At 72.3% G+C, this 22,912-nt stretch carries 33 protein-coding genes; 26 read left to right on the forward strand and 7 right to left on the reverse strand.

Annotated features, from left to right (window positions below):
• Positions 1-54: 54 nt before the first annotated feature.
• The 4 genes from tuf to Q0858_RS01880 all read left to right on the forward strand — a co-directional run bounded on the left by tuf (position 55) and on the right by Q0858_RS01880 (position 4,650).
• Complete coding sequence (gene tuf, locus Q0858_RS01865) at positions 55-1,251, forward strand: elongation factor Tu (RefSeq protein WP_299050445.1); 1,197 nt, start codon at positions 55-57, stop codon at positions 1,249-1,251.
• Between the two features lie 78 nt (positions 1,252-1,329).
• Entirely contained in the window at positions 1,330-2,091 is a 762-nt protein-coding gene (trmB, locus tag Q0858_RS01870) for a tRNA (guanosine(46)-N7)-methyltransferase TrmB (protein ID WP_299050448.1), read from the forward strand.
• Between the two features lie 169 nt (positions 2,092-2,260).
• Entirely contained in the window at positions 2,261-3,448 is a 1,188-nt protein-coding gene (locus Q0858_RS01875) for a S8 family peptidase (RefSeq protein ID WP_299050450.1), read from the forward strand.
• Between the two features lie 227 nt (positions 3,449-3,675).
• On the forward strand, positions 3,676-4,650 hold the full coding sequence (locus Q0858_RS01880) for a hypothetical protein (protein WP_299050455.1): 975 nt from the start codon (positions 3,676-3,678) through the stop codon (positions 4,648-4,650).
• A gap of 350 nt (positions 4,651-5,000) precedes the next feature.
• Here the strand turns inward: Q0858_RS01880 and Q0858_RS01885 are convergent, their stop codons facing one another.
• Together Q0858_RS01885 and Q0858_RS01890 are read right to left on the reverse strand one after the other, a co-directional pair.
• The gene (locus Q0858_RS01885; protein WP_299050457.1) at positions 5,001-5,423 is read right to left on the reverse strand and encodes a hypothetical protein; all 423 of its coding nucleotides are present in this window, start codon (positions 5,421-5,423) and stop codon (positions 5,001-5,003) included.
• Positions 5,420-6,247: an RDD family protein gene (locus Q0858_RS01890; RefSeq protein WP_299050459.1), complete on the reverse strand. Its 828-nt coding sequence runs from the start codon at positions 6,245-6,247 to the stop codon at positions 5,420-5,422. The genes Q0858_RS01885 and Q0858_RS01890 overlap by 4 nt, the downstream gene beginning before the upstream one ends.
• Positions 6,248-6,314: 67 nt before the next feature.
• On the opposite strand from Q0858_RS01890, the gene Q0858_RS01895 reads away from it, so the two are divergent.
• Entirely contained in the window at positions 6,315-7,310 is a 996-nt protein-coding gene (locus Q0858_RS01895) for a stage II sporulation protein M (protein ID WP_299050462.1), read from the forward strand.
• A gap of 14 nt (positions 7,311-7,324) precedes the next feature.
• On the opposite strand, the gene Q0858_RS01900 is transcribed toward Q0858_RS01895, so the two are convergent.
• From Q0858_RS01900 to Q0858_RS01920, 5 genes are read right to left on the reverse strand one after another with little or no spacing between them, the layout of a single operon-like run.
• Positions 7,325-8,617 carry a DUF58 domain-containing protein gene (locus Q0858_RS01900; RefSeq protein ID WP_299050464.1) on the reverse strand — a complete coding sequence of 431 codons (1,293 nt, stop codon included), beginning with the start codon at positions 8,615-8,617 and terminating at the stop codon, positions 7,325-7,327.
• A gap of 8 nt (positions 8,618-8,625) precedes the next feature.
• Complete coding sequence (locus Q0858_RS01905; RefSeq protein ID WP_299050467.1) at positions 8,626-9,678, reverse strand: MoxR family ATPase; 1,053 nt, start codon at positions 9,676-9,678, stop codon at positions 8,626-8,628.
• Positions 9,675-10,877, reverse strand: a complete 1,203-nt coding sequence (locus Q0858_RS01910; protein WP_299050469.1) for a DUF4350 domain-containing protein — start codon at positions 10,875-10,877, stop codon at positions 9,675-9,677. The genes Q0858_RS01905 and Q0858_RS01910 overlap by 4 nt, the downstream gene beginning before the upstream one ends.
• Positions 10,874-11,467 carry a DUF4129 domain-containing protein gene (locus tag Q0858_RS01915; RefSeq protein WP_299050472.1) on the reverse strand — a complete coding sequence of 198 codons (594 nt, stop codon included), beginning with the start codon at positions 11,465-11,467 and terminating at the stop codon, positions 10,874-10,876. Before Q0858_RS01915 ends, Q0858_RS01910 begins: the two co-directional genes overlap by 4 nt.
• Positions 11,464-12,621 carry a hypothetical protein gene (locus tag Q0858_RS01920; RefSeq protein WP_299050474.1) on the reverse strand — a complete coding sequence of 386 codons (1,158 nt, stop codon included), beginning with the start codon at positions 12,619-12,621 and terminating at the stop codon, positions 11,464-11,466. Before Q0858_RS01920 ends, Q0858_RS01915 begins: the two co-directional genes overlap by 4 nt.
• A gap of 574 nt (positions 12,622-13,195) precedes the next feature.
• On the opposite strand from Q0858_RS01920, the gene rpsJ reads away from it, so the two are divergent.
• The 21 genes from rpsJ (at position 13,196) to rplO (ending at position 22,879) form a co-directional block, all read left to right on the forward strand.
• Positions 13,196-13,504 (forward strand): 30S ribosomal protein S10, encoded by a 309-nt coding sequence (gene rpsJ, locus Q0858_RS01925; RefSeq protein WP_240239255.1) that lies wholly within the window; start codon positions 13,196-13,198, stop codon positions 13,502-13,504.
• 10 nt (positions 13,505-13,514) lie between these two features.
• The gene (gene rplC, locus Q0858_RS01930; RefSeq protein ID WP_299050477.1) at positions 13,515-14,174 is read left to right on the forward strand and encodes a 50S ribosomal protein L3; all 660 of its coding nucleotides are present in this window, start codon (positions 13,515-13,517) and stop codon (positions 14,172-14,174) included.
• Positions 14,171-14,794 (forward strand): 50S ribosomal protein L4, encoded by a 624-nt coding sequence (gene rplD / locus Q0858_RS01935; protein ID WP_299050479.1) that lies wholly within the window; start codon positions 14,171-14,173, stop codon positions 14,792-14,794. The genes rplC and rplD overlap by 4 nt, the downstream gene beginning before the upstream one ends.
• The gene (gene rplW, locus Q0858_RS01940; RefSeq protein WP_299050480.1) at positions 14,791-15,096 is read left to right on the forward strand and encodes a 50S ribosomal protein L23; all 306 of its coding nucleotides are present in this window, start codon (positions 14,791-14,793) and stop codon (positions 15,094-15,096) included. Before rplD ends, rplW begins: the two co-directional genes overlap by 4 nt.
• A gap of 25 nt (positions 15,097-15,121) precedes the next feature.
• Positions 15,122-15,955, forward strand: coding sequence for a 50S ribosomal protein L2 (gene rplB, locus Q0858_RS01945; protein ID WP_299050482.1), 834 nt, complete (start codon positions 15,122-15,124; stop codon positions 15,953-15,955).
• Positions 15,956-15,980: 25 nt separating this feature from the next.
• Positions 15,981-16,262, forward strand: coding sequence for a 30S ribosomal protein S19 (rpsS, locus tag Q0858_RS01950; protein ID WP_240239245.1), 282 nt, complete (start codon positions 15,981-15,983; stop codon positions 16,260-16,262).
• Positions 16,259-16,693: a 50S ribosomal protein L22 gene (gene rplV, locus Q0858_RS01955; protein ID WP_299050486.1), complete on the forward strand. Its 435-nt coding sequence runs from the start codon at positions 16,259-16,261 to the stop codon at positions 16,691-16,693. Before rpsS ends, rplV begins: the two co-directional genes overlap by 4 nt.
• Positions 16,693-17,544 (forward strand): 30S ribosomal protein S3, encoded by an 852-nt coding sequence (gene rpsC, locus Q0858_RS01960; RefSeq protein WP_299050489.1) that lies wholly within the window; start codon positions 16,693-16,695, stop codon positions 17,542-17,544. The genes rplV and rpsC overlap by 1 nt, the downstream gene beginning before the upstream one ends.
• Positions 17,545-17,549: 5 nt before the next feature.
• Positions 17,550-17,969, forward strand: a complete 420-nt coding sequence (rplP, locus tag Q0858_RS01965) for a 50S ribosomal protein L16 (RefSeq protein WP_299050492.1) — start codon at positions 17,550-17,552, stop codon at positions 17,967-17,969.
• On the forward strand, positions 17,969-18,217 hold the full coding sequence (rpmC, locus tag Q0858_RS01970) for a 50S ribosomal protein L29 (protein WP_299050495.1): 249 nt from the start codon (positions 17,969-17,971) through the stop codon (positions 18,215-18,217). Before rplP ends, rpmC begins: the two co-directional genes overlap by 1 nt.
• Entirely contained in the window at positions 18,214-18,501 is a 288-nt protein-coding gene (gene rpsQ / locus Q0858_RS01975; RefSeq protein ID WP_299050497.1) for a 30S ribosomal protein S17, read from the forward strand. The genes rpmC and rpsQ overlap by 4 nt, the downstream gene beginning before the upstream one ends.
• Before the next feature lie 88 nt (positions 18,502-18,589).
• Entirely contained in the window at positions 18,590-18,958 is a 369-nt protein-coding gene (gene rplN, locus Q0858_RS01980; RefSeq protein ID WP_240239233.1) for a 50S ribosomal protein L14, read from the forward strand.
• 40 nt (positions 18,959-18,998) lie between these two features.
• Complete coding sequence (rplX, locus tag Q0858_RS01985) at positions 18,999-19,349, forward strand: 50S ribosomal protein L24 (protein WP_299051728.1); 351 nt, start codon at positions 18,999-19,001, stop codon at positions 19,347-19,349.
• An 85-nt stretch (positions 19,350-19,434) separates the two neighbouring features.
• Positions 19,435-19,977 (forward strand): 50S ribosomal protein L5, encoded by a 543-nt coding sequence (gene rplE, locus Q0858_RS01990; RefSeq protein ID WP_299051730.1) that lies wholly within the window; start codon positions 19,435-19,437, stop codon positions 19,975-19,977.
• A 1-nt stretch (position 19,978) separates the two neighbouring features.
• Positions 19,979-20,164 (forward strand): type Z 30S ribosomal protein S14, encoded by a 186-nt coding sequence (locus Q0858_RS01995; protein WP_010831721.1) that lies wholly within the window; start codon positions 19,979-19,981, stop codon positions 20,162-20,164.
• A 70-nt stretch (positions 20,165-20,234) separates the two neighbouring features.
• On the forward strand, positions 20,235-20,642 hold the full coding sequence (gene rpsH / locus Q0858_RS02000) for a 30S ribosomal protein S8 (RefSeq protein WP_299050499.1): 408 nt from the start codon (positions 20,235-20,237) through the stop codon (positions 20,640-20,642).
• A gap of 13 nt (positions 20,643-20,655) precedes the next feature.
• Positions 20,656-21,195 carry a 50S ribosomal protein L6 gene (rplF, locus tag Q0858_RS02005; RefSeq protein WP_299050500.1) on the forward strand — a complete coding sequence of 180 codons (540 nt, stop codon included), beginning with the start codon at positions 20,656-20,658 and terminating at the stop codon, positions 21,193-21,195.
• 2 nt (positions 21,196-21,197) lie between these two features.
• Positions 21,198-21,581, forward strand: a complete 384-nt coding sequence (gene rplR, locus Q0858_RS02010; RefSeq protein ID WP_299050501.1) for a 50S ribosomal protein L18 — start codon at positions 21,198-21,200, stop codon at positions 21,579-21,581.
• A 50-nt stretch (positions 21,582-21,631) separates the two neighbouring features.
• Positions 21,632-22,231 carry a 30S ribosomal protein S5 gene (gene rpsE, locus Q0858_RS02015; protein ID WP_299050503.1) on the forward strand — a complete coding sequence of 200 codons (600 nt, stop codon included), beginning with the start codon at positions 21,632-21,634 and terminating at the stop codon, positions 22,229-22,231.
• Entirely contained in the window at positions 22,231-22,434 is a 204-nt protein-coding gene (rpmD, locus tag Q0858_RS02020; protein ID WP_299050504.1) for a 50S ribosomal protein L30, read from the forward strand. Before rpsE ends, rpmD begins: the two co-directional genes overlap by 1 nt.
• 4 nt (positions 22,435-22,438) lie before the next feature.
• Positions 22,439-22,879, forward strand: coding sequence for a 50S ribosomal protein L15 (rplO, locus tag Q0858_RS02025; protein ID WP_299050507.1), 441 nt, complete (start codon positions 22,439-22,441; stop codon positions 22,877-22,879).
• The last annotated feature ends 33 nt before the right edge of the window (positions 22,880-22,912 follow it).

A 22,912-nucleotide genomic window follows, 5' to 3' on the forward strand; every position in this document is an offset into this window, starting at 1 on the left:
CGGCCCCGCACCACCCCCACAGTTTCCGCACAACCCATCACAGGAGGAGCCCCAGTGGCTAAGGCGAAGTTCGAGCGGAGCAAGCCGCACGTCAACATCGGCACGATCGGTCACATCGACCACGGCAAGACGACGCTGACGGCTGCCATCTCGAAGACGCTCCACGACCGGGACCCGCAGGGCAACCCGGACACGCAGGCCTTCGACATGATCGACAAGGCCCCCGAGGAGCGTCAGCGCGGCATCACGATCTCGATCGCGCACATCGAGTACCAGACCGAGGCGCGCCACTACGCGCACGTCGACTGCCCCGGGCACGCCGACTACATCAAGAACATGATCACCGGTGCGGCGCAGATGGACGGCGCCATCCTGGTGGTCGCGGCGACCGACGGCCCGATGCCGCAGACTCGCGAGCACGTGCTGCTCGCCCGCCAGGTCGGCGTCCCCGCCCTGGTGGTCGCGCTCAACAAGTGCGACATGGTCGACGACGAGGAGCTCATCGAGCTCGTCGAGATGGAGGTGCGCGAGCTCCTCACCGAGTACGAGTTCCCCGGCGACGACATCCCCGTCGTCCAGGTCGCCGCGTTCCCCGCCCTGCAGGGCGAGGAGAAGTGGGCCAACAGCGTCGCGGAGCTCATGCAGGCCGTCGACGACTACATCCCGACCCCCGAGCGTGACACCGACAAGCCGTTCCTCATGCCCGTCGAGGACGTCTTCACGATCACCGGTCGCGGCACGGTCATCACCGGTCGCATCGAGCGCGGCATCGTCAAGGTGAACGAGGAGGTCGAGATCATCGGCATCCGCGAGAAGTCGCAGAAGTCGACGGTCACCGGCGTCGAGATGTTCCGCAAGCTGCTCGACGAGGGCCAGGCCGGCGAGAACGTCGGGCTGCTGCTCCGCGGCACCAAGCGCGAGGACATCGAGCGCGGCATGGTCGTGATCAAGCCGGGCACGACCACCCCGCACACCAACTTCGACGCCTCGGTCTACATCCTGAGCAAGGAGGAGGGCGGCCGCCACACGCCGTTCTTCAACAACTACCGTCCGCAGTTCTACTTCCGGACCACGGACGTGACCGGTGTCGTCACCCTGCCCGACGGCACCGAGATGGTGATGCCGGGCGACAACACCGAGATGTCGGTCGAGCTGATCCAGCCCGTCGCCATGGACGAGGGCCTGCGCTTCGCGATCCGCGAGGGTGGCCGCACCGTCGGCGCCGGCCGGGTCACCAAGGTCACCAAGTGACCCTGGCGCACCCCGCCTAGCAGCACCCGCAGCACCCAGCACGACCACAGCGCCCCCGGGGTCACCCCCGGGGGCGTTGTGCTGTCCGAGTCCGTCCGCGAGGAGAGTCCGACCATCAGCTCCGTCACCCCGCCCGCGCGCCCGCACCGCAAGCTCACCGACGACGGCCGTCGGGTCCGCGAGGTCCTGTCGTACTCCCGGCGCGGCGCGCGCTTCACCGACCGCCAGCAGCGCGCCTGGGACGCCCGCGCCGCCGACCTGGTGATCCCCACCGACGCCGTCGACGACGACGGCTTCGACCTCGCCGAGCACTTCGGGCGCCGAGCACCCCTGATCGTCGAGATCGGCTCCGGCGTCGGCGAGGCGACGGTCGCGCTCGCCGCCGAGCGGCCGTCGTACGACGTGCTGGCGCTGGAGGTGTGGCGGCCGGGGATCGCCTCGACCCTGGAGGCACTCACCGAGGCGGGTGTCTCGAACGTGCGCCTCTGCGCGGTCGACGCGGCCTGGTTCCTCGACCAGCGGGTGGCCCCCCGCGGCCTGGCGGAGCTCTGGACCTTCTTCCCCGACCCGTGGCCGAAGACCCGGCACCACAAGCGGCGGCTGGTGTCGCCGACCTTCGCCTCGGTGGTCGCCTCCCGGCTCGCCGTGGACGGCGCGTGGCGTCTCGCCACCGACTGGGCCGACTACGCCCGGCAGATGCGCGAGGTGCTCGACGCCGAGCCCGGCCTCGCCGGCGGTGAGGTCGAGCGGTGGGAGGACCGTCCGGTGACCCGCTTCGAGCGCAAGGGCCTGGCCGCGGGCCGTCCGCCCACGGACCTGCTCTACCGCGCCCGCGGTTGACCCGAGCCGACGGTCGCGCCGACCCCTCGGACTCGTCAAGGGTTATCCCTCTACCCCCTCGACCCGCCCCCGGGAGAGGGTCGTCCCGGCGGCTCGGGCCGCCCCCGGCACGCGGGAGCGCGGCCGGCGAGTCGAGGAAGGCCCCTACCGGGGTCGGGAGGTCACAAGCATGCTGAAGAGGACTGCGGTCGGGGTCGCCACCCTTGCCATGACCGCGCTGGGCGCCACCGCGCTCGGCGCCGTGAGCACCCCCGCCACCGCCGCGGGCGACGTCGAGCAGGAGCGGGCCCCGCTGGTCCAGGCCGGCAAGGACGCCATCGCCGGGCAGTACATCGTCATGCTCGAGCCGGGCGCCGAGGCCTCCCGCGCCGAGGGCCGCAGCGGCCTGTTCGCCCAGGGCGGCACCGTCGAGCGCGTGTACGACGACCTCGGCGGCTACTCCGCCGAGCTGACCCCCGCCGAGCTCGCCGCGGTCCGCGCGAACCCCGACGTGCAGCTCGTCGCCGAGGACAGCGTCGTCACCGCGTCGGCCACCCAGAACAACGCCACCTGGGGCCTCGACCGCATCGACCAGCGCAACCTGCCGCTGACCCGCACCTTCACCTACAACGCCACCGGCGCCGGGGTGACCGCCTACGTGATCGACACCGGCATCCAGCCCCACAACGAGTTCAGCGGGCGCCTCGGCTCCGGCTACACCGCGATCAACGACGGCCGCGGCACCACCGACTGCAACGGCCACGGCACGCACGTCGCCGGCACCGTCGGTGGCACGACGTACGGCGTGGCGAAGCAGGTCACCCTGGTGCCGGTCCGCGTCCTCGGCTGCGACGGCTCCGGCACGAACTCCGGCGTCATCGCCGGCATGGACTGGGTCGCCGGTCGCGGCGGCCCGGCGGTCGCCAACATGAGCCTCGGCGGCGGCGCGAGCACGGCCACCGACTCGGCCGTGTCCCGCATGACCAGCTCCGGCGTGACCACCGTCGTCGCCGCGGGCAACGAGAACCAGAACGCCTGCAACGTCTCGCCGGCGCGTGCGGCCTCGGCCATCACCGTGGGCTCGACGACCAACACCGACGCCCGCTCGTCGTTCTCGAACTGGGGCTCCTGCGTCGACATCTTCGCGCCGGGCTCGAACATCACCTCGGCGTGGATCGGCAGCACCTCGGCCACCAACACCATCTCGGGCACGTCGATGGCCTCGCCGCACGTCGCCGGTGTCGCCGCGCAGTACCTGCAGACCAACCCGGGCGCCGGCCCGACGACCGTGACCAACGCGATCGTCGGCAACGCCACCACCGGGGTCGTCTCGGGCACGAACGGTGCGCCGAACCGCCTGCTGTTCACCAACTACTGAGCAGCCGCTGACCGCCCTCACGGGCAGCTGATCCTCCACCCCGGACGGGGTGCGAGATCTCGGGGAGACAGGGCCGTCCACCGCCAGGTGGGCGGCCCTGTCGCACGTCGGAGGTCTCGGAACGGTCACCGGCCGGACAATTCTCTGGTGCAGCGAGGACCCGCGGTCCTACGCTCGGCGGGCGGCGAGGACGCCCGAGTCCGAGCCCGACCGCTCAGGGAGAGCCCATGAACACCTGTGTCCGGTGCGGCACGCAGTTCGCGGCGGGCGAGGACCGCTGCCCCTTCTGCTCGCTCGCGGTGGCGGGGGACGCCGACGTCACCCGCGCCGCCCCCCCGAGCGGCCCGGGCCAGCAGCCGTCCGGGCAGGGGCCGTGGCAGCAGCCGGGTCAGCAGCCGTCGGGTCAGGGGCCGTGGCAGCAGCCCGGCCAGCAGTCGTCGGGGCAGGGGCCCTGGCAGCAGGGCCAGCCCGGCCAGCAGCCGTCGGGTCCGGGTCCGTGGCAGCAGCCGGGTCAGCAGTCGTCGGGTCAGGGGCCCTGGCAGCAGCAGGGTCAGCCGGGCCAGCCCTGGCAGCAGGGTGGTCCGCAGGGTGGCGGCTGGCAGGGTGGCCCGCCCCCGGGTGGCCCGCCGTGGCAGCAGGGCGGTGGCATGCCGCCGAAGAAGGGCATGAGCCCTGCCGTGCTGATCGGCATCGGTGTCGCCGTGCTGCTCGTCCTCGGCCTGGGCGCCTGGGGACTCGTGGCCGCGTTCTCCGGCGACGACGACACGACCACCGCGGACGACGGCGACCAGACCTCCGAGTCGGCGTCGCCGTCGGCGAGCCCGTCGGAGTCCGCCTCCGACGAGGCGTCACCGACCGAGTCGACCGAGTCCTCCCCGAGCGCGACGGAGGACCCGAGCGGCGGTGGTGGTGGTGGTGGTGACGACGTGGTCGCCTTCGACCTCGCCTCCGGCCAGGCCGTCGTCACCGTGACCGTCTCCTCACCCGGCCGGCTCCGGATCGAGGCCCAGTCCGACGTGGACGAGGACATCGTCATGGTCGTCAACGACCCCGACGGCGAGGAGGTCTGCAACGAGGACAGCCTCATCACCTACCCCGAGGAGTGCACGATCCAGGCCGTCGTGGGGGAGTACGAGGTCGTCATCACGCCGTACGACGACCAGGACAGCGCCCTCGGCACCGGCGAGGTCCGCCTCCGCTGACACCGACCGTCCCCGGGGCCCGCTGCGGGCCTCGGGGCGTCCCGTTTCGTCACAAACGGCAGTGGGAACGCGCCCGGGGCTGCCGTTTGTCACAAACGGAGGCGGTGCGCGACGGTCCGGACCGGCCGGCGACACGAGCGGCCGGACGCCGTACGTCGGGCACGCGGCGCCATCCCGCGGGCTGGCGGAGCTGCCCGGGCCGTGGTCGTCGTCCGCGGGCCTCCCGGGCCCGGGGCCTCCCGTTTCGTCACAAACGGCAGTGAGAACGCGCCCCGGGCTGCCGTTTCGTCACAAACGGAGGCGATGGGGGGACGGTCCGGAGTGGCCCCCGACCACCCCGGGCGCGGGCGTCACGGACGGTGGCGCGGACGGGGGCGGAGCAGGCGCCAGGCGCCGGTGCACCAGAGGGCCCAGGCGACGAGGAGCGGCTGGAAGAGGAGCCGGGTGGCGCGGGCGCCGTCGGTGTCGAGGCCGAAGCCGTCGGTGCCGGTCACGTACTGGCTGATGTTGCCGGGGAAGACGGCGACGAAGAGGCCGGCCACCGCCAGGCCCACCAGGGGTCGGCGGCGGGCGGGAGCGAGCAGGACGGCGAGGCCGACGGCGATCTCGACGAGTCCCGAGAGCACGACGACGAGGGTCGGGGCAGGCAGGAACGGGGGGACCTGCGCCAGGAACTCGTCGGTGACCACCAGGTGCCCGACACCGGCGAACACCAGGAACGCCCCGAGCAGCAGGCGGCCGGCGGTGGCGGCGGTCGCGAGGACCGCGCTCACCGCCCCGACACCAGCCGCGCGCGCAGACGCGCCTCCCGCGCGAGGCGGCGCGAGTCGCGCTCGCGGCGCTCCGCCACCACCGCGGCCAGGAAGGCCTCCGCCGGGGTGCCCGGCGGGGGGAGCGGGGCCACGTGGGGCGACACCTGGCGGGCCAGGTCGGCGCCGATGGCCTGACGGCTGGCGGGGTCGAGCGTCCCGGCCCGGCCGAGGAACTGGCGCACGGCGAGCGCCAGCGAGGTCGGCAGCGCGGTGATGTCGGCCCGCTGCGCCCAGGCCGCGAGCGGCGGCGGCATCATCGCGGGGGCGTCCAGCCGCAGCGGCACCCGCTCGCGGACGACGTAGGTCCCGGCGGCGTAGTCGCCGAGCCGCTTGCCCTTCGCCGAGACCATCGCCGAGAAGAAGGCGGGGACGCCGGTGAGGGCGTAGATCTCGACGTACCCGATCATCGAGCGGACCAGGGCGTGCTGGAACGAGATGGGCCCGGCGTCCTCCCGGACCGTCCGCAGCCCGAAGGCCAGCTTGCCGACCGTCCGGCCCCGCGTGAGCGTCTCCATCGTGGTCGGGAACACCAGGAACACCCCGACGGTCAGGCCGATCACCGCGATCGTCTGGACCGCGCCGCTGCTCCCCGAGGCCGACAGCAGCACCGTGAACGCGCCGACGACCAGCAGGACGGCGGTGACGACCACGTCGAGGAGCCCCGAGCCGATCCGTACGGCGAGGCCCGCCGGCGGCAGGTCGAGCGCGACGGCCTCGCCGGTGACGAGGTCGTCGTCGGTCAGCGTCGCCGTCTCGCGGGCGGCGACGGGGCGGGAGGCGTCCATCGCGCTCATCGTAGGTCCCCGTCCGCAGCCGGCGCCCCCGGACGACGGGCGCCCTAGGATCGTCGCCGTGGACCTGGACGCGTACGTCGCCGCCCACCACGCCGAGTGGCGCCGGCTCGAGGAGCTGTCGCGGCTGCGACGCCCCGGCGGCGCCGAGAGCGACGAGCTGGTCGAGCTCTACCAGCGGGTCGCGACGCACCTCTCCGTCATCCGCACGTCCGCGCCGGACGCCTCGCTGGTGGCGTACCTCAGCTCGCTGCTGGCCCGGGCGCGCACCCGCTCGGCGGGCGCCCGGATCACGACCTGGCGCAGCGTGACCTCGTTCTTCACCGAGCGCTTCCCCGGGGCGCTCTACCGGCTGCGGTGGTGGTGGCTCGGCACGATCGCGGGCAGCGTCGTCGTCACCGGCGTGATGATCCTGTGGCTGCTGGCCAACCCGCAGGTCGAGCAGACGCTGATGTCGCCCGAGGCGGTCGACCAGCTCGTCAACGAGGACTTCGAGGGCTACTACAGCGAGTACGCCGCCGGCGAGTTCGCCGCCCAGGTCTGGGTGAACAACGCGTGGGTCAGCGCCCTGTGCCTGGCGCTGGGCATCCTCGGGTTCCCCGTGCTCTACCTGCTGTTCCAGAACCTCGCGAACCTGGCGATCATCGGCTCGATCATGCACCGGGCCGACCAGGGCGCCTTCTTCTGGGGACTCCTGCTGCCCCACGGCCTCCTCGAGCTCACCGCCATCTTCGTCGCCGGCGGGACGGGCCTGCGGCTCTTCTGGTCCTGGGTCGCGCCCGGTCCGATCACGCGCGCCCGCTCGATCGCCCGGGAGGGCCGCACCATCGGCACGATGGCGCTCGGCCTCGCCGCCGTGCTGTTCGTCAGCGGCCTCATCGAGGGGTTCGTGACCCCGTCCGGGCTGCCGACGTGGGCCCGGGTGGGGATCGGCGTCGTCGCCGAGGTGCTCTTCCTCGCCTACGTCTTCGTGGTCGGCCGCGCCGCCCACCGCCGCGGCCACGACGGCGACCTCGACGAGGCGCTGCTCGAGGACCGGGTCGCCACCGCCGCCTGAGCCGCCGGACTCGCCTACAGCAGGCCGCGGGCCTTCAGGGACAGGTAGTGGTCGGCCAGGGCGGGCGGCAGGGACTCGGCGTCGGCGTCGACCACGTCGACCCCGAGGGTCCGCAGCATGTCGGCCGTACGACGTCGACGGCCCAGGGCCTGCTCGGCGGCGGCCGCGCCGTACGCCTCGGCGACGGTGCCGCGGGTCGCGGCGAGCCGCTCCAGCTCGGGGTCGCGCACCGAGGCGAGGACGACGCGGTGGTGCCGCACCAGGGTCACGAGCGTCGGCAGCAGGCTCTCCTCGACGGCGGCCGGCTCGAGCGGGGTGAGCAGGACGACGAGGCAGCGGCGCCGGCCCATGGCGTTCACCGCCGCGGCCAGCGCGGACCAGTCCGCCTCGGCGAGCACGGGGGACAGGTCGGCCATCGCGTCCTGCAGCGTCCCGGCGATCGCCCGCGACCCCGCCGAGCGGACCCGGGACCGGACGCGACGGTCGCCGGCCACGAAGTCGACCCGGTCGCCGGCGCGCGAGGCCAGGGCGGCCAGGAGCAGGGCGGCGTCCATCGCGGAGTCCAGCCGCGGCACGTCGTCGACGCGGCCCGCGGAGACCCGGGAGGTGTCGAGGACGAGCACGACCCGGCGGTCGCGCTCGGGCTGCCAGGTCCGGACGACGACCGTCCGGTTGCGGGCGCTGGCCCGCCAGTCGATGGAGCGGACGTCGTCGCCGTCGACGTACTCGCGCAGGGAGTCGAACTCGGTGCCCTGCCCCCGGACCCTGACGGCCGCGCGGCCGTCGAGCTCGCGCAGCCGGGCCAGGCGGCTCGGGAGGTGCTTGCGGGACTCGAACGGCGGGAGGCTGCGCACGGACCCCGGGACGTCGAGGGTCCGCTGCCGGGCGACGAGGCGGAGGGGCCCCAGCGAGCGGACGGTGACGCCGACCGCGCGCAGGTCGCCCCGGCGTACCGGGGTGAGCGGTGTGGTGAGCCGGGCGGAGGCGCCCGGCCCGAGGCGGAGCCGGTGGCGGTTGCCGGTCGCGCCGGCGGTGGGCTGCCACGCGTCGCGGAGTGCGCCCCGCAGGCGTCGCCGTCCGGTGTTCGTGGCGACGACCGTCGTGCTCGTCGCCTCCCCGGTCCGCACCGGGCCGGTCGCCTCGCGGCGCAGCCCGACGGCGGTCGTCGACGGGGCCAGCAGCAGGTCGACGACGGTGACGGCCAGGACCAGGCCGACCCAGCCCCAGCCGACCCCGGCGGTCGGCCGCAGCACGAGCGGCACCACGCCGAGCAGGAGCAGGAGGGGGACGCGCCCCGTGATGGCCACGCCGGGTCCTAGCGGGGGACCGGGACCGAGCCGAGGGCGGAGGCCAGCACCTGGGCGACGTCGGTGCCCTCCAGCTCGGCCTCGGGCCGCAGGCCGAGACGGTGCACCAGGGTGGCGTGGGCCAGGGCCTTGACGTCGTCCGGCGTGACGAAGTCCCGTCCGTTGAGCCACGCCCAGGCGCGCGCCGCCCGCAGCAGCGCGGTCGCGCCGCGCGGGCTGACGCCCAGGCTGAGCGACGGGGAGTCGCGGGTCGCGCGGGCGACGTCGACGATGTAGCCGGCCACCTCGTCGGACACCGACACCCGCGCCACCGCGGCGCGGCCCGCGAGGATGTCCTCGGGCCGGGCCACCGCCGTGACGCCGGCGCCGCGCACGTCGCGGGGGTCGAAGCCGCCGGCGTGGCGTCGCAGCACCTCCAGCTCCTGGGCGCGCTCCGGGATCGGGAGCACCACCTTGAGCAGGAACCGGTCGAGCTGGGCCTCGGGCAGCGGGTAGGTGCCCTCGTACTCCACCGGGTTCTGCGTCGCCGCGACCAGGAACGGCGACGGCAGGGTGCGTGAGCGGCCGTCGACGGAGACCTGCCCCTCCTCCATGGCCTCCAGCAGCGCGCTCTGCGTCTTCGGTGGCGTCCGGTTGATCTCGTCGGCGAGCAGCAGGTTCGTGAAGACCGGGCCCTCGCGGAAGCGCAGCTCGCCCTGCTGGGGGTCGATGACCATCGACCCGGTGATGTCGCCCGGCATCAGGTCGGGCGTGAACTGCACCCGCCGGGTGTCGACGTCGAGGGCGCTGGCGAGGGTCCGCACGAGCAGCGTCTTGGCGACGCCGGGCACTCCCTCCATCAGCACGTGACCGCCGCACAGCAGCGCCACCAGCAGCCCCGACACCGCGGCGTCCTGGCCGACGACGGCCTTCGCGACCTCCCGTCGTACGTCGGAGAGGCGGTCGCGGGCCTGCTCCCCGGCGTCGCGGGACCCGGTCTCGTCGGGCTGCTTCGCGAGCCGGTCCCGGGTGAGGTCGGAGCCGGGGCCGGGGGTGGGCTCCGGGGCGTGGTCGTGGGTCATGTGCGGCGTACCTCTCTGTCGAGCTCGGCGAGCGCGTCGGCCAGGTCGACCAGCTCGGTGTCGGTGCCCGGCGGCGGGGCGGTGGGGTCGATCAGCCAGGCGACCTCGGCGGGGTGGCGCGCCGTACGACGGGCCACGTCGAGGACGACGGGGGCGGGCGCCCCCGGTGCCGGGGGCGTGGCGGGGATGCCGAGCCGCGCGGCGAACCGGTCGCGGGCGGCGTGGCGCAGCGCACCGGCGGCGTGGCCGCGGTCGCGGCTGCGGTGGTAGAGCCGGCCGCGGCTGCGGGTGGTCTCGGAGGCCTTGACGCTGACCGGGAGGGGCTCGGTCACCAGGGGGCCGAAGCGGCGGGCCCGCCACCAGATCCCCACCAGCGACGTCGCGAACAGCAGCCACAGCACCGGCACCAGCCACGGCGGCAGCAGCGCGGACGGGGCGGTGCTCTCCCCGGCCGGGACGTCGGCGGGGTCGGGGACGTACCAGACCAGGCGCTCCCGGGCGCCCAGGAGACGCAGCGCCACCGCGGCGTTGTCACCGCGCAGCACCTGGTCGTTCGCGAGGACGTCGGCCGCGCCGAGCACCGTCAGGCCCGGGCGCGGGCTGACGAGCAGGGACCCCTCGTCGACGGTGAAGCACCCGTCGAGGGGGTAGGCGTCGGCGACCTCGACGTCGATCGCCAGGCCGGACAGGTCGACCCCGTCGACCCCGCCGGCCGCGTCCGCCTCGCAGTCCGCCTCGAGGTCGTCCGGGACCTCCACGGTGACCGGCTCGTCGGCGTCGTCCAGGAGCCCGACCTGCGCGAGCCCCGAGCCCGCGACGACGAGCTGCCCGTCCGCGGCGTGGTCGACCAGGCGGTCGGTGCTGGCGCCGCCCAGGGAGTACGGCGCGGTGACGAGCACGGTGGTGTCGCCGTCGACCTCGGTGTCCTCCAGGGCGTCGGCGTCGCGGACGACCTCCACGTCGACGCCCTCGTCGGCCAGCACCCGTGCCAGCGCCTGCGCGCCGCCGGGGGAGGGGTTGTCGGGGTCGAGGGGGTCGGTGCGGGTGGCGTCGCGGGTGCTGACGGCCAGCAGGACGACCGTCGCGAGCACGACCAGCGCGATCAGGACCGTCGAACGGCGCGGCAGGAACCGTCGCGACGGGCCGCTCCCGGGGACGGCGGTCGCCGGTGCGGGACCCGCGGTCAGGGTCGGGCTCACCGCACGCCCGCCAGGTCGTCGTCCAGGGCGAGGACATCGCGCACCCGCTCGGCCGGCAGCGACCGGTCGCCGTACACGACCTCGTCGAAGGCGGACGCGGCCCGGCGCAGGGCGTCCCCGCGGCCCGGGTGCTCGGTGGCCACGGCGGTCGCGACCTCGCGGGCGGTCAGCCCGGGCAGGTCGGCGAGGCGTCCGCGCTCGACCTGGCGGACGGCGAGCGCGCGGAAGGCGTCGGCCAGTGCCTCGCCCAGGCGCCCGTCCGCGAGCGCCGCCTCCGCCGCCGCCCGCAGCTCGTCGGCCGAGGCGCGGACGTCGTCCAGCACGCCCTCGCCGCGGGTGCGCGTCCCGCCCTCGGTGCGTGCCCGGGTGACGAGCCACAGCACGGCCAGCGCGAGCGCGACCAGGACGACGAGCGCGGCGGCGACCACCAGCGGGTCGGCGTCGCCGGCGCGCCGCAACCCCTCGTCGAGCTGCTCGCCCAGCCAGTCGAGGAAGCGCAGGAACGGGTTCTCCTGGTTGTACTCCGGTCGCAGCAGCTCGCGGCGCAGCAGGTCGCGTCCCTCGTCACCCGAGGGATCGAGCCCGGTCACGGTGTCGTGATCCCGGCCCGAGCGAGGAGCTCGACGTCCAGCGCCTCCTTGCGCATGCGCTGGTCGACGTACTGCAGGGAGGTGACCGCGGCGGAGAACGGGGACACGAACGCCGCCACCACCACGGTCGACAGGGCCTGGCCGAGCACGAAGACCAGGACCTGGAAGCCGCCGAGGGCGGGGACGAGGACGGCCAGCTGCGACACCAGGGAGACCGGCAGGCTGATGATGCTGCCCGCGACCTGCGCGATCAGCGAGGTCAGCAGCGCGATCCCGAGGGTCCGCCAGAACTGCCGCCTGGTCAGCCGGAAGGCGCGGCCGAGGGCGCCGAGCACCCCGGTCCGCTCCAGCATCAGTGCCGGCACGGCCAGGTAGCTGACGCGCACCCAGGCCCACACCGCCAGCGCGACCATCGCCGGCACGGTGACGACACCCCACAGGACCAGGACGACGGGCTCGCCGACGGCGACCACCAGGACGACCCACAGCCCGATGTAGACACCCAGCACGACGGTCCAGACCAGACCCAGCAGCGCGGTCAGGCCGATCAGGCGCCACCGCCGTCCGTGGGTCGCGGCCCAGGCCTCCTGCAGCGACAGCCGTCGACCGACCGCGGCCGCCATCGTGACGTGGGCGATCATCCCGGTGACCAGGACGAGCCCGATTGCCTGGGCGAGCGCCCCCACCATGAACGAGCCGAAGGCCCCGATGAAGCCCAGCGTGTCCTGGGTCGACGGCGCCGCGGTGGGGTCCGACCCGACCGCCGTGGAGGGGTCGAGGAAGTCCAGCGACAGGTCCAGCGTCAACGACAGGACGAGCGTGACGAGGACCGGCACGGCCATCGCCGCCCCCGCCACCAGCGCCGCGGCACCGACCGTCGCGCGCGGGTTGAAGCGGATGATCTTGAACGCCGCGTCGTACATGTCGCCCAGGCGCAGCGGACGGATCGGGATCGCCCCCGGCTTGTGGGCCGCGCCGGCGAACGCCGGCGGCGGTCCCGCCTGCCACGAGGGCGGGCCGGCGTACGACGTCGGGCCCGGCGCGCCGTACCCCGGCGCCGACCTGACCTTCTCGAACGACGGACCGGCCGGGCCCGGCGGCGGCGCACCCGGCGGCGGTGCGCCCGGTGGCGGGAACTGCTCCTCCGGCGCCATGCGCCCCCCTTCGCTGCGTGACTGGTGGTCATCCTGTCAGCACCCGGTGAGAGGCGGCTCCGCATGCCGACGTCCGCCGCGACCTCGTTCCTCGGTCGCGGCTGGGCCGTCACGTAGCCTCACCGGTGTCTCGACCCGCTCTCGCGACCTCGTTCCTCGGTCGCGTCGCTCGCTCGACCCGCCCCCTGCCACGACCTCGCGAGCTCGGTCGTGAGGGGGCGATTTGATGTTCGTCGCGGGCGGGTGTCAGGATAGTGCGGTTGCTCCGGCGGGTTGCCGGGGTGTGGCAGTGCTTGACCACTTCATCGTGTCTCCAGGGATCGACGGTGGTGGCGTGCGGCCGCACCGTTCCAGGAGACCCGATCCGCTCCGCCCAGGCGGAGCGGCACCACCGCTCCACCACCTCGTCCTGTGCGGGGTCGCGCGAGGAACCAGCGCGACACGCCCGACCGCGGGGGTGGGAGACGGAGGCCGGGCACCGAGGGGCGGACCCACCCGGGGACGCACCACAGGACCGAGCACGACGTACGCCCTTGTACTCCGGTACACGTTCGAGTGAGGACATCTCAGACCTATGGCGGGACAGAAGATCCGCATCAGGCTCAAGGCCTACGACCACGAGGTGATCGACACCTCCGCGCAGAAGATCGTCGACACGGTCACCCGTACCGGCGCGCGCGTCGCGGGCCCGGTGCCGCTGCCGACCGAGAAGAACGTCTACTGCGTGATCCGGTCTCCGCACAAGTACAAGGACTCGCGGGAGCACTTCGAGATGCGCACCCACAAGCGCCTCATCGACATCATCGACCCCACGCCGAAGACCGTCGACTCGCTCATGCGGCTGGACCTGCCCGCGGGCGTCGACATCGAGATCAAGCTCTGAGGCTGACACCATGACTTTCGAACGCACCCTGAAGGGCCTGCTGGGCACCAAGCTCGGCATGACCCAGACCTGGGACGCCGACAACAAGGTCGTCCCCGTCACCGTGATCGCCGCCTCCACCAACGTGGTGACCGCGATCCGCCGTCCCGAGCTCGACGGCTACAACGCCGTCCAGATCGGCTTCGGCGAGATCGAGGCGCGCAAGGTGAACAAGCCGGTCGCCGGCCAGTTCGCCAAGGCCGGCGTCACGCCGCGCCGCCACGTGGTCGAGATCCGGACCGCCGACACCTCGGCCTACGAGGTCGGCCAGGAGCTCACCGTCGAGGAGTTCGCCGTGGGCGACTCCGTCGACGTGACCGCCACCAGCAAGGGCAAGGGTTTCGCCGGCACGATGAAGCGTCACGGCTTCTCCGGTGTCGGCGCCTCCCACGGTGCCCACCGCAACCACCGCAAGCCGGGCTCCATCGGTGCCTGCGCGACGCCGGGCCGGGTCTTCAAGGGCACCCGGATGTCCGGCCGGATGGGTGCGGAGAAGGTCACCACCCAGAACCTCACGGTCCACGCCGTCGACGTCGAGCGCGGTCTCGTGCTCGTCAAGGGGGCCGTCCCCGGCCCCCGCGGTGGGGTCGTCGTGCTGCGCTCCGCGGCGAAGAAGGAGGCCACCCGATGAGCAAGGTCGACGTCGCTCTCCCCGCCGAGATCTTCGGCGCGAAGACCAACGTGTCGCTGATCCACCAGGTCGTCGTGGCGCAGCAGGCCGCTGCCCGCCAGGGCACGCACGCCACCAAGACCCGCGCCATGGTGCGCGGCGGTGGCACGAAGCCCTACCGCCAGAAGGGCACCGGTCGCGCCCGCCAGGGCTCGATCCGTGCGCCCCAGTTCGCCGGCGGTGGCGTCGTCCACGGCCCGCAGCCGCGTGACTACAGCCAGCGGACCCCCAAGAAGATGAAGGCCGCCGCCCTCCGCGGTGCCCTCTCCGACCGGGCCCGCAACGACCGCGTCCACGTGGTCGACGGCTTCCTGGACGGCGACGCCCCCTCGACGCGGGCCGCGCTCGCGTCGCTGCACGCGCTGGCCGACCGTCGCCGGTTCCTGGTCGTGGTGGACCGCGAGGACCACCTGACCTGGCTGTCGCTGCGGAACGCGCCCGAGGTGCACCTGATCGTCCCGGACCAGCTGAACACCTACGACGTGCTCGTCAACGACGACGTCGTGTTCACCCAGTCGGCGTACGACGCGTTCGTCGCGCACGCCGGCAAGGGCTCGACCCGCGAGGAGGGCGACAAGTGAGCACCCTGCACAAGGACCCGCGCGACATCCTGCTCGCGCCGGTCGTCTCCGAGAAGAGCTACGGGCTGCTGGACGCGAACAAGTACACGTTCATCGTCCGCCCCGACGCCAACAAGACCGAGATCAAGATCGCCGTCGAGAAGATCTTCGGCGTCAAGGTCACCTCGGTGAACACCCTGAACCGTCCGGGCAAGAGCCGCCGTACCCGGTACGGCATGGGCCGCCGCAACGACACGAAGCGCGCGATCGTCAGCCTCGCCGAGGGTGACCGGATCGACATCTTCGGCGGACCGGGCGCCTGAGCGGGCCTGGAGAGGACATCTAGACATGGCTATCCGCAAGTACAAGCCGACCACCCCGGGCCGCCGCGGCAGCTCCGTGGCCGACTTCGTCGAGATCACCCGGACCACCCCGGAGAAGTCGCTCACGCGGCCCCTGGCGAAGAAGGGCGGCCGCAACAACCAGGGCCGCATCACCACCCGCCACCAGGGCGGCGGCCACAAGCGCGCCTACCGGGTCATCGACTTCCGTCGCTACGACAAGGACGGCGTGCCCGCCAAGGTCGCGCACATCGAGTACGACCCGAACCGCACCGCGCGCATCGCGCTGCTGCACTTCGCCGACGGCGAGAAGCGCTACATCGTGGCGCCCCGCGGTCTGCGCCAGGGCACGGTCGTGGAGTCGGGCCCCGGCGCCGACATCAAGACCGGCAACAACCTGCCGCTGCGCAACATCCCGGTCGGCACGACGATCCACTGCGTCGAGCTCCGCCCCGGCGGCGGCGCGAAGATCGCCCGTTCCGCCGGCAACAGCGCCCAGCTGGTCGCCAAGGAGGGCTCGCGCGCCACGCTGCGCATGCCCTCCGGCGAGATGCGGTTCGTCGACGCCCGCTGCCGCGCCTCGCTGGGCGAGGTCGGCAACGCCGAGCAGTCAAACATCAACTGGGGCAAGGCCGGCCGCATGCGGTGGAAGGGCAAGCGCCCGACCGTCCGCGGTGTGGTCATGAACCCGGTCGACCACCCGCACGGTGGTGGTGAGGGCAAGACCTCCGGTGGACGCCACCCGGTGTCCCCGTGGGGCAAGCCCGAGGGCCGCACGCGCAAGCGCAAGGCCAGCGACAAGCAGATCATCCGCCGCCGCCGTACCGGCAAGAAGCGCTGAGCAGGACTAGGTAGGGAAAGCACAGATGCCTCGTAGCCTGAAGAAGGGCCCCTTCGTCGACGACCACCTTCAGAAGAAGGTGGACGCCGAGAACGAGAAGGGCAGCCACAACGTCATCAAGACCTGGTCGCGCCGGTCGATGATCGTCCCGGACATGATCGGTCACACGATCGCCGTCCACGACGGTCGCAAGCACGTGCCGGTGTTCGTCACCGACGCGATGGTCGGTCACAAGCTGGGCGAGTTCGCCCCGACCCGCACCTTCCGCGGCCACATCAAGGACGACCGGAAGGGGCGCCGCCGATGAGCACCACCGAGCGCACCCGCATCAGCGCGCGTCGCGTCTCGCTGCTCGGCGACCAGCCGGGCGCGTTCGCCAGCGCACGCTTCGTGCGGATCACCCCGATGAAGGCCCGCCGGGTCGTCGACCTGGTCCGCGGCATGGGCGTCGAGGACGCCCGCGCCACGCTCCAGTTCGCCCCGCAGGCCGCGTCCGAGACCGTCCTCAAGGTCCTGGAGTCCGCGATCGCGAACGCCGAGACCACCGAGGACCTGGACCCCGCGACGCTCGTCGTCTCGGTCGCCCAGGTCGACGAGGGACCGACCATGAAGCGCTGGCGCCCCCGTGCGCAGGGTCGCGCGACCCGCATCAACAAGCGCACGAGCCACATCACTCTCGCCGTCCAGCCCGCCGACGCGGTCGCTGTCCGACGGGGCAAGAAGGGACGGACCGCCTGATGGGTCAGAAGATCAACCCGAACGGGTTCCGCCTCGGCATCTCCACCGACCACCGCACCCGGTGGTACGCCGACAAGCTCTACAAGAGCTACGTCGGCGAGGACGTCGCCATCCGCAAGCTGCTCTCCAAGGGCATGGAGCGGGCCGGCATCTCCAAGGTCGAGATCGAGCGCACCCGCGACCGCGTCCGCGTCGACATCCACACCGCCCGGCCCGGCATCGTGATCGGCCGCCGCGGCGCGGAGGCCGACCGGCTGCGCGGCGAGCTCGAGAAGCTCACCGGCAAGCAGGTGCAGCTCAACATCCTCGAGGTCAAGGGCGCCGAGATCGACGCCCAGCTCGTGGCGCAGGGCGTCGCCGAGCAGCTCGCCGGTCGTGTGCAGTTCCGCCGCGCGATGCGCAAGGCCATCCAGACATCGATGCGCTCCGGTGCCAAGGGCATCCGGATCCAGTGCTCCGGCCGCCTGAACGGCGCCGAGATGTCGCGCACCGAGTTCTACCGCGAGGGCCGCGTGCCGCTGCACACCCTGCGTGCGGACATCGACTACGGCTTCTACGAGGCCAAGACGACCTTCGGCCGCATCGGCGTGAAGGTCTGGATCTACAAGGGCGAGGTCGCCGGCACCCGCGCGGAGCGCGAGGCCCAGGCCGCCGCCCGCGCCGGGGCCCCCGGCCGCGGTGGCGCGCGTGGTGGCGGCCGGGGCGGCGAGCGTCCGTCCCGCGGCACCCGCGGCGACCGTCCCACCCGTTCGGCCCGCGACGGCGCGCCCGAGACCTCCGCCCCCGCGGGCGAGGCGACGGCTGCTCCCGCCGAGGCCGCTACCTCGGCTCCGGCCGGGCAGGAGGGCTGACAACCATGCTGATGCCCCGACGCGTCAAGCACCGCAAGCAGCACCACCCGAAGCGCCGCGGTACCGCCAAGGGCGGCACCCGCCTCACCTTCGGTGACTACGGCATCCAGGCGATCGAGGGTCACTACGTGACCAACCGGCAGATCGAGTCGGCCCGTATCGCCATGACCCGCCACATCAAGCGCGGCGGCAAGGTCTGGATCAACATCTACCCGGACCGCCCGCTGACCAAGAAGCCCGCCGAGACCCGCATGGGTTCCGGAAAGGGCTCGCCCGAGTGGTGGATCGCCAACGTCAAGCCCGGACGCGTGATGTTCGAGCTGTCCGGCGTGACCGAGGACGTCGCCCGCGAGGCCCTGCGTCGCGCGATGCACAAGCTCCCCATGAAGTGCCGCTTCGTGTCCCGTGAGGCAGGTGACCTGTGATGGCGACCAAGACCAGCAAGGCGTTCGAGCTCGACGAGCACGAGCAGGCCGAGCTCGAGACCAAGCTGCGCGAGGCCAAGGAAGAGCTGTTCAACCTGCGCTTCCAGGCCGCCACCGGCCAGCTGGAGAACAACGGCCGGCTGCGCACGGTCAAGAAGGACATCGCGCGGATCTACACCGTGCTCCGTGAGCGCGAGCTCGGGATCCGCAGCAGCAGCGAGACCGACGAGACCGAGAAGGACGCATGAGCACCGAGTCGAGCACCGGGGCCACCGCCCCGCAGCGCAACAGCCGCAAGGTCCGCGAGGGCCTCGTGGTGAGCGACAAGATGGACAAGACCGTCGTCGTCAGCGTCGAGGACCGCGTGAAGCACGCGCTGTACGGCAAGGTCATGCGCAAGACCAGCCGGCTGAAGGCCCACGACGAGCAGAACCAGTGCGGCACCGGCGACCGCGTCCGCATCATGGAGACCCGACCGCTGTCGGCCACGAAGCGCTGGCGCGTCGTCGAGGTCCTCGAGAAGGCCAAGTGACCGACGGGCAGCAGCCCGTCACCGACCACACCGTGGAGTTCCCCCAGGCTCGTCGCCAGGCGAGAACCAGGGCGACAAGGAGAAGGACATGATCCAGCAGGAGTCGCGGCTCAAGGTCGCCGACAACACCGGTGCCAAGGAGATCCTGTGCATCCGGGTTCTCGGTGGCTCCGGGCGACGCTACGCCGGCATCGGCGACACCATCGTCGCCACCGTCAAGGACGCCATCCCCGGCGGCAACGTGAAGAAGGGCGACGTCGTCAAGGCCGTCATCGTCCGCACCGTCAAGGAGCGTCGTCGTCCCGACGGCTCGTACATCCGCTTCGACGAGAACGCCGCCGTCATCCTCAAGCAGGACGGTGAGCCGCGCGGGACCCGCATCTTCGGCCCCGTCGGCCGTGAGCTGCGCGAGAAGCGCTTCATGCGGATCGTCTCGCTCGCCCCGGAGGTGCTCTGAGATGACCTCCAAGAAGGCAGCGAACAAGTCGAGGAAGTCGATGAAGATCAAGAAGGGCGACACCGTCAAGGTGATCGCCGGCAGCGACCGGGGAGCCCAGGGCAAGGTCATCACCGTGCTGCGCGAGCAGCAGCGGGTGATCGTCGAGGGCGTGAACCGCGTCAAGAAGCACACCAAGGTCGTCGACGCGGGCGGCCGCTCCGGCAAGTCCGGCGGCATCATCACCACCGAGGCCCCCATCCACGTGTCCAACGTGATGCTGGTCGAGGGCGACGGCGTGACCCGCGTGGGCTACCGCCGCGACGAGGTGACCAAGCGTCGCAGCGACGGCACCACCTACACCGCGCACCGCTCCGTGCGGATCTCGCGCACCACCGGTGAGGAGATCTGAGATGGCCGACACCGCCACCCCCATCGAGGACCAGATCGACCCCGACCTCGAGGTCGAGTCCAGCCCCACCATCTCCGCTCGCGAGATGCCCCGGCTGAAGAAGCGCTACCGCGCCGAGATCCTGCCGACGCTGCAGTCGGAGTTCGAGATCCCCAACGTCATGCAGGTGCCCGGCCTGACCAAGATCGTGGTCAACATGGGTGTCGGCGAGGCCGCGCGGGACTCGAAGCTCATCGAGGGCGCCGTCCGCGACCTCGCGCTGATCACCGGCCAGAAGCCGGCGATCAACCGGGCGAAGAAGTCGATCGCGCAGTTCAAGCTCCGCGAGGGCATGCCCATCGGTGCGCACGTCACCCTGCGTGGCGACCGCATGTGGGAGTTCCTCGACCGCCTGCTGTCGATCGCGCTGCCCCGCATCCGTGACTTCCGCGGCCTCGAGTCGCGCCAGTTCGACGGTCGCGGCAACTACACCTTCGGTCTGACCGAGCAGGTCGTCTTCCACGAGATCGACCAGGACAAGATCGACCGTCCGCGAGGCATGGACATCACCGTGGTGACCACCGCCGAGAACGACGACCAGGGGCGTGCGCTGCTCAAGCAGCTCGGCTTCCCGTTCAAGGAGAACTGAGATGGCGAAGACTTCGCTGAAGGTCAAGGCGGCCCGCAAGCCCAAGTTCGCGGTCCGCGGGTACACCCGCTGCCAGCGCTGCGGGCGTCCCAAGGCCGTCTACCGCAAGTTCGGCCTGTGCCGGATCTGCCTGCGCGAGATGGCGCACCGCGGCGAGCTGCCCGGCGTCACCAAGTCCTCCTGGTGAGCACGAGTCACCTGACCTACCGCTGAAGGTCGCGGGCGACCGCGAAACCGCAGAAGAGAGAGAACCACCCATGACGATGACCGACCCGATCGCAGACATGCTGACGCGTCTGCGCAACGCCAACCAGGCGTACCACGACGAGGTGTCGATGCCGTACTCCAAGCTGAAGGCCGGCCTCGCCGAGATCCTCCAGCAGGAGGGCTACATCACCTCCTTCGGCGTGACCGAGCCCGCGGAGGGCGAGGTCGGCCGCACGCTGACCATCGGCCTCAAGTTCGGCCGTAACCGCGAGCGCTCGATCGCCGGCCTGCGCCGCGTCAGCAAGCCCGGCCTCCGGGTGTACGCGAAGAACACCGGCCTGCCCAAGGTCCTCGGAGGACTCGGCATCGCCATCATCTCGACCAGCCAGGGTCTGCTCACGGACCGCCAGGCCAACCAGAAGGGCGTGGGTGGGGAAGTCCTCGCCTACGTCTGGTGAGGAGGAGTCACCCATGTCGCGAATCGGCAAGCTCCCCATCACGGTGCCGTCCGGTGTGGACGTCGCCATCGACTCCCCGCACGTGACGGTCAAGGGCCCCAAGGGCACGCTGAGCCACACGGTCGTCGAGCCCATCACGGTCTCGCAGTCCGACGGCGTCCTGTCGGTCGAGCGTCCGGACGACGAGCGGCTCAGCCGCTCGATGCACGGGCTCACCCGCACCCTGATCGCCAACATGGTCCACGGCGTGACCGAGGGCTTCGAGAAGCGCCTCGAGATCCACGGCGTGGGCTACCGCGTGCTGTCGAAGGGGCCGACCCAGCTGGAGTTCCAGCTCGGCTACTCCCACTCGATCACGTTCGACGCCCCCGAGGGCATCACGTTCACGGTCGACAACCCCACGCGCCTCGGCGTCCAGGGGATCGACAAGCAGCTGGTCGGCGAGACCGCGGCGAAGATCCGCGAGCTGCGTCGCCCCGAGCCCTACAAGGGCAAGGGCGTCCGGTACGCCGGCGAGCACGTCCGCCGCAAGGTCGGAAAGGCAGGTAAGTGACCATGGCGATCTCCCTGAAGCGCCACAAGCACACCGCACCGCGGGTGCGCGCCCGTCTGCGCCGCCAGGCGCGGGGCCGCAAGCACCTGTCCGGCACGCCGGACCGCCCGCGCCTCGTGGTCACCCGCAGCGCCAAGCACATCTCCGTGCAGGTCGTCGACGACCTGGCCGGTCGCACCCTGGCCCACGCCTCCTCGATGGAGACGGACCTGCGGTCGACCGACAGCGACAAGACCGCCAAGGCCAAGCGCGTCGGCGAGCTCGTCGCCGAGCGTGCGGTGGCGGCCGGCATCTCCGGCGTGGTCTTCGACCGCGCCGGCAACAAGTACCACGGCCGGGTCGCTGCCCTCGCCGACGGCGCCCGCGAGGGCGGCCTGACCTTCTGACCTTCCCCGGGCCCACGGCCCGGTGTGATCGCGAGAGAAAGAGGAAAACCATGAGCGGACCCCAGCGCGGTCAGCGCGCCGGCGGTGAGCGCCGTGGCGGACGTGACGACCGCCGCGGCGGCCAGGCGGGCGACAAGACCGCCTACGTCGAGCGTGTCGTCGCCATCAACCGTGTCGCCAAGGTCGTCCAGGGTGGTCGACGCTTCAGCTTCACCGCCCTCGTCGTCGTCGGCGACGGCGACGGCATGGTCGGCGTCGGCTACGGCAAGGCCAAGGAGGTGCCCGCGGCGATCGCCAAGGGCGTCGAGGAGGCCAAGAAGAACTTCTTCCGGGTGCCCCGCAGCCAGGGCACCATCCCGCACCCCGTGCAGGGCGAGAAGGCGGCCGGCGTGGTCATGCTGCGTCCCGCCGCGCCCGGTACCGGCGTCATCGCCGGTGGCCCGGTGCGCGCCGTGCTCGAGTGCGCCGGCATCCACGACATCCTGAGCAAGTCGCTCGGCTCGTCGAACCAGATCAACATCGTGCACGCGACCGTCCAGGCGCTGCGGATGCTGGAGACGCCCGAGTCCGTGGCCGCCCGTCGTGGGCTCCGCGTCGAGGACGTCGCCCCGGCCGCCCTGCTGAAGGCCCGCGCGGAGGTGACTCCCTGATGGCACAGCTCAAGGTCCAGCAGAAGCGGTCGACCATCGGCTGCAAGCAGAACCAGCGGGAGACCATGCGTTCGCTCGGTCTCAAGCGCATCGGCGACGTCGTCGTCAAGGAGGACCGCCCCGAGATTCGCGGGATGGTGCACACCGTGCGCCACCTCGTGGAGTTCGAGGTCCTCGACGGTGACGTCGAGAAGGGGGCGTGAACCCATGACGCTCAAGATCCACCACCTGAAGCCCGCTCCGGGCTCGAAGAAGGCCCGCACTCGTGTCGGCCGCGGTGAGGCCTCCAAGGGCAAGACCGCCGGTCGCGGCACCAAGGGCAGCAAGGCGCGCAACCAGATCCCCGCGGGGTTCGAGGGCGGCCAGATGCCCCTGCACATGCGGCTGCCGAAGCTCAAGGGCTTCAAGAACCCCTTCCGCACCGAGTACCAGGTCGTGAACCTCGACCGGCTCGGCCAGCTCTACCCGGACGGGGGCGACGTCACCGTCGCGGACCTGGTCGCGCGCGGCGCCGTCCGCCGCAACCAGCCCGTCAAGGTGCTGGGCGACGGCAGCATCTCCGCGAGCGTCAGGGTGAGCGCGAACGCGTTCTCGACGTCCGCGACCCGCAAGATCGAGGCCGCTGGGGGCACGACCACCGTCGTGTGACCCGTCCGGACCTCCCGTGACAGGACAGGCACT

This window comes from uncultured Nocardioides sp., from assembly GCF_947489365.1.
GTDB lineage: Bacteria > Actinomycetota > Actinomycetes > Propionibacteriales > Nocardioidaceae > Nocardioides.

Bases quoted from the DNA above. Each gene is read 5' to 3' on its own strand.
- Q0858_RS01875 (WP_299050450.1), top strand. From the start codon at position 2,261: ATGCTGAAGAGGACTGCGGTCGGGGTCGCCACCCTTGCCATGACCGCG.
- Q0858_RS01880 (WP_299050455.1), top strand. From the start codon at position 3,676: ATGAACACCTGTGTCCGGTGCGGCACGCAGTTCGCGGCGGGCGAGGAC.
- Q0858_RS01890 (WP_299050459.1), bottom strand. From the start codon at position 6,247: ATGGACGCCTCCCGCCCCGTCGCCGCCCGCGAGACGGCGACGCTGACC.
- Q0858_RS01905 (WP_299050467.1), bottom strand. From the start codon at position 9,678: ATGACCCACGACCACGCCCCGGAGCCCACCCCCGGCCCCGGCTCCGAC.
- Q0858_RS01920 (WP_299050474.1), bottom strand. From the start codon at position 12,621: ATGGCGCCGGAGGAGCAGTTCCCGCCACCGGGCGCACCGCCGCCGGGT.
- rpsJ (WP_240239255.1), top strand. From the start codon at position 13,196: ATGGCGGGACAGAAGATCCGCATCAGGCTCAAGGCCTACGACCACGAG.
- rplC (WP_299050477.1), top strand. From the start codon at position 13,515: ATGACTTTCGAACGCACCCTGAAGGGCCTGCTGGGCACCAAGCTCGGC.
- rplD (WP_299050479.1), top strand. From the start codon at position 14,171: ATGAGCAAGGTCGACGTCGCTCTCCCCGCCGAGATCTTCGGCGCGAAG.
- rplB (WP_299050482.1), top strand. From the start codon at position 15,122: ATGGCTATCCGCAAGTACAAGCCGACCACCCCGGGCCGCCGCGGCAGC.
- rpsS (WP_240239245.1), top strand. From the start codon at position 15,981: ATGCCTCGTAGCCTGAAGAAGGGCCCCTTCGTCGACGACCACCTTCAG.
- rplV (WP_299050486.1), top strand. From the start codon at position 16,259: ATGAGCACCACCGAGCGCACCCGCATCAGCGCGCGTCGCGTCTCGCTG.
- rpsC (WP_299050489.1), top strand. From the start codon at position 16,693: ATGGGTCAGAAGATCAACCCGAACGGGTTCCGCCTCGGCATCTCCACC.
- rplP (WP_299050492.1), top strand. From the start codon at position 17,550: ATGCTGATGCCCCGACGCGTCAAGCACCGCAAGCAGCACCACCCGAAG.
- rpmC (WP_299050495.1), top strand. From the start codon at position 17,969: ATGGCGACCAAGACCAGCAAGGCGTTCGAGCTCGACGAGCACGAGCAG.
- rpsQ (WP_299050497.1), top strand. From the start codon at position 18,214: ATGAGCACCGAGTCGAGCACCGGGGCCACCGCCCCGCAGCGCAACAGC.
- rplN (WP_240239233.1), top strand. From the start codon at position 18,590: ATGATCCAGCAGGAGTCGCGGCTCAAGGTCGCCGACAACACCGGTGCC.
- rplX (WP_299051728.1), top strand. From the start codon at position 18,999: ATGAAGATCAAGAAGGGCGACACCGTCAAGGTGATCGCCGGCAGCGAC.
- rplE (WP_299051730.1), top strand. From the start codon at position 19,435: ATGCCCCGGCTGAAGAAGCGCTACCGCGCCGAGATCCTGCCGACGCTG.
- Q0858_RS01995 (WP_010831721.1), top strand. From the start codon at position 19,979: ATGGCGAAGACTTCGCTGAAGGTCAAGGCGGCCCGCAAGCCCAAGTTC.
- rpsH (WP_299050499.1), top strand. From the start codon at position 20,235: ATGACGATGACCGACCCGATCGCAGACATGCTGACGCGTCTGCGCAAC.
- rplF (WP_299050500.1), top strand. From the start codon at position 20,656: ATGTCGCGAATCGGCAAGCTCCCCATCACGGTGCCGTCCGGTGTGGAC.
- rplR (WP_299050501.1), top strand. From the start codon at position 21,198: ATGGCGATCTCCCTGAAGCGCCACAAGCACACCGCACCGCGGGTGCGC.
- rpsE (WP_299050503.1), top strand. From the start codon at position 21,632: ATGAGCGGACCCCAGCGCGGTCAGCGCGCCGGCGGTGAGCGCCGTGGC.
- rpmD (WP_299050504.1), top strand. From the start codon at position 22,231: ATGGCACAGCTCAAGGTCCAGCAGAAGCGGTCGACCATCGGCTGCAAG.
- rplO (WP_299050507.1), top strand. From the start codon at position 22,439: ATGACGCTCAAGATCCACCACCTGAAGCCCGCTCCGGGCTCGAAGAAG.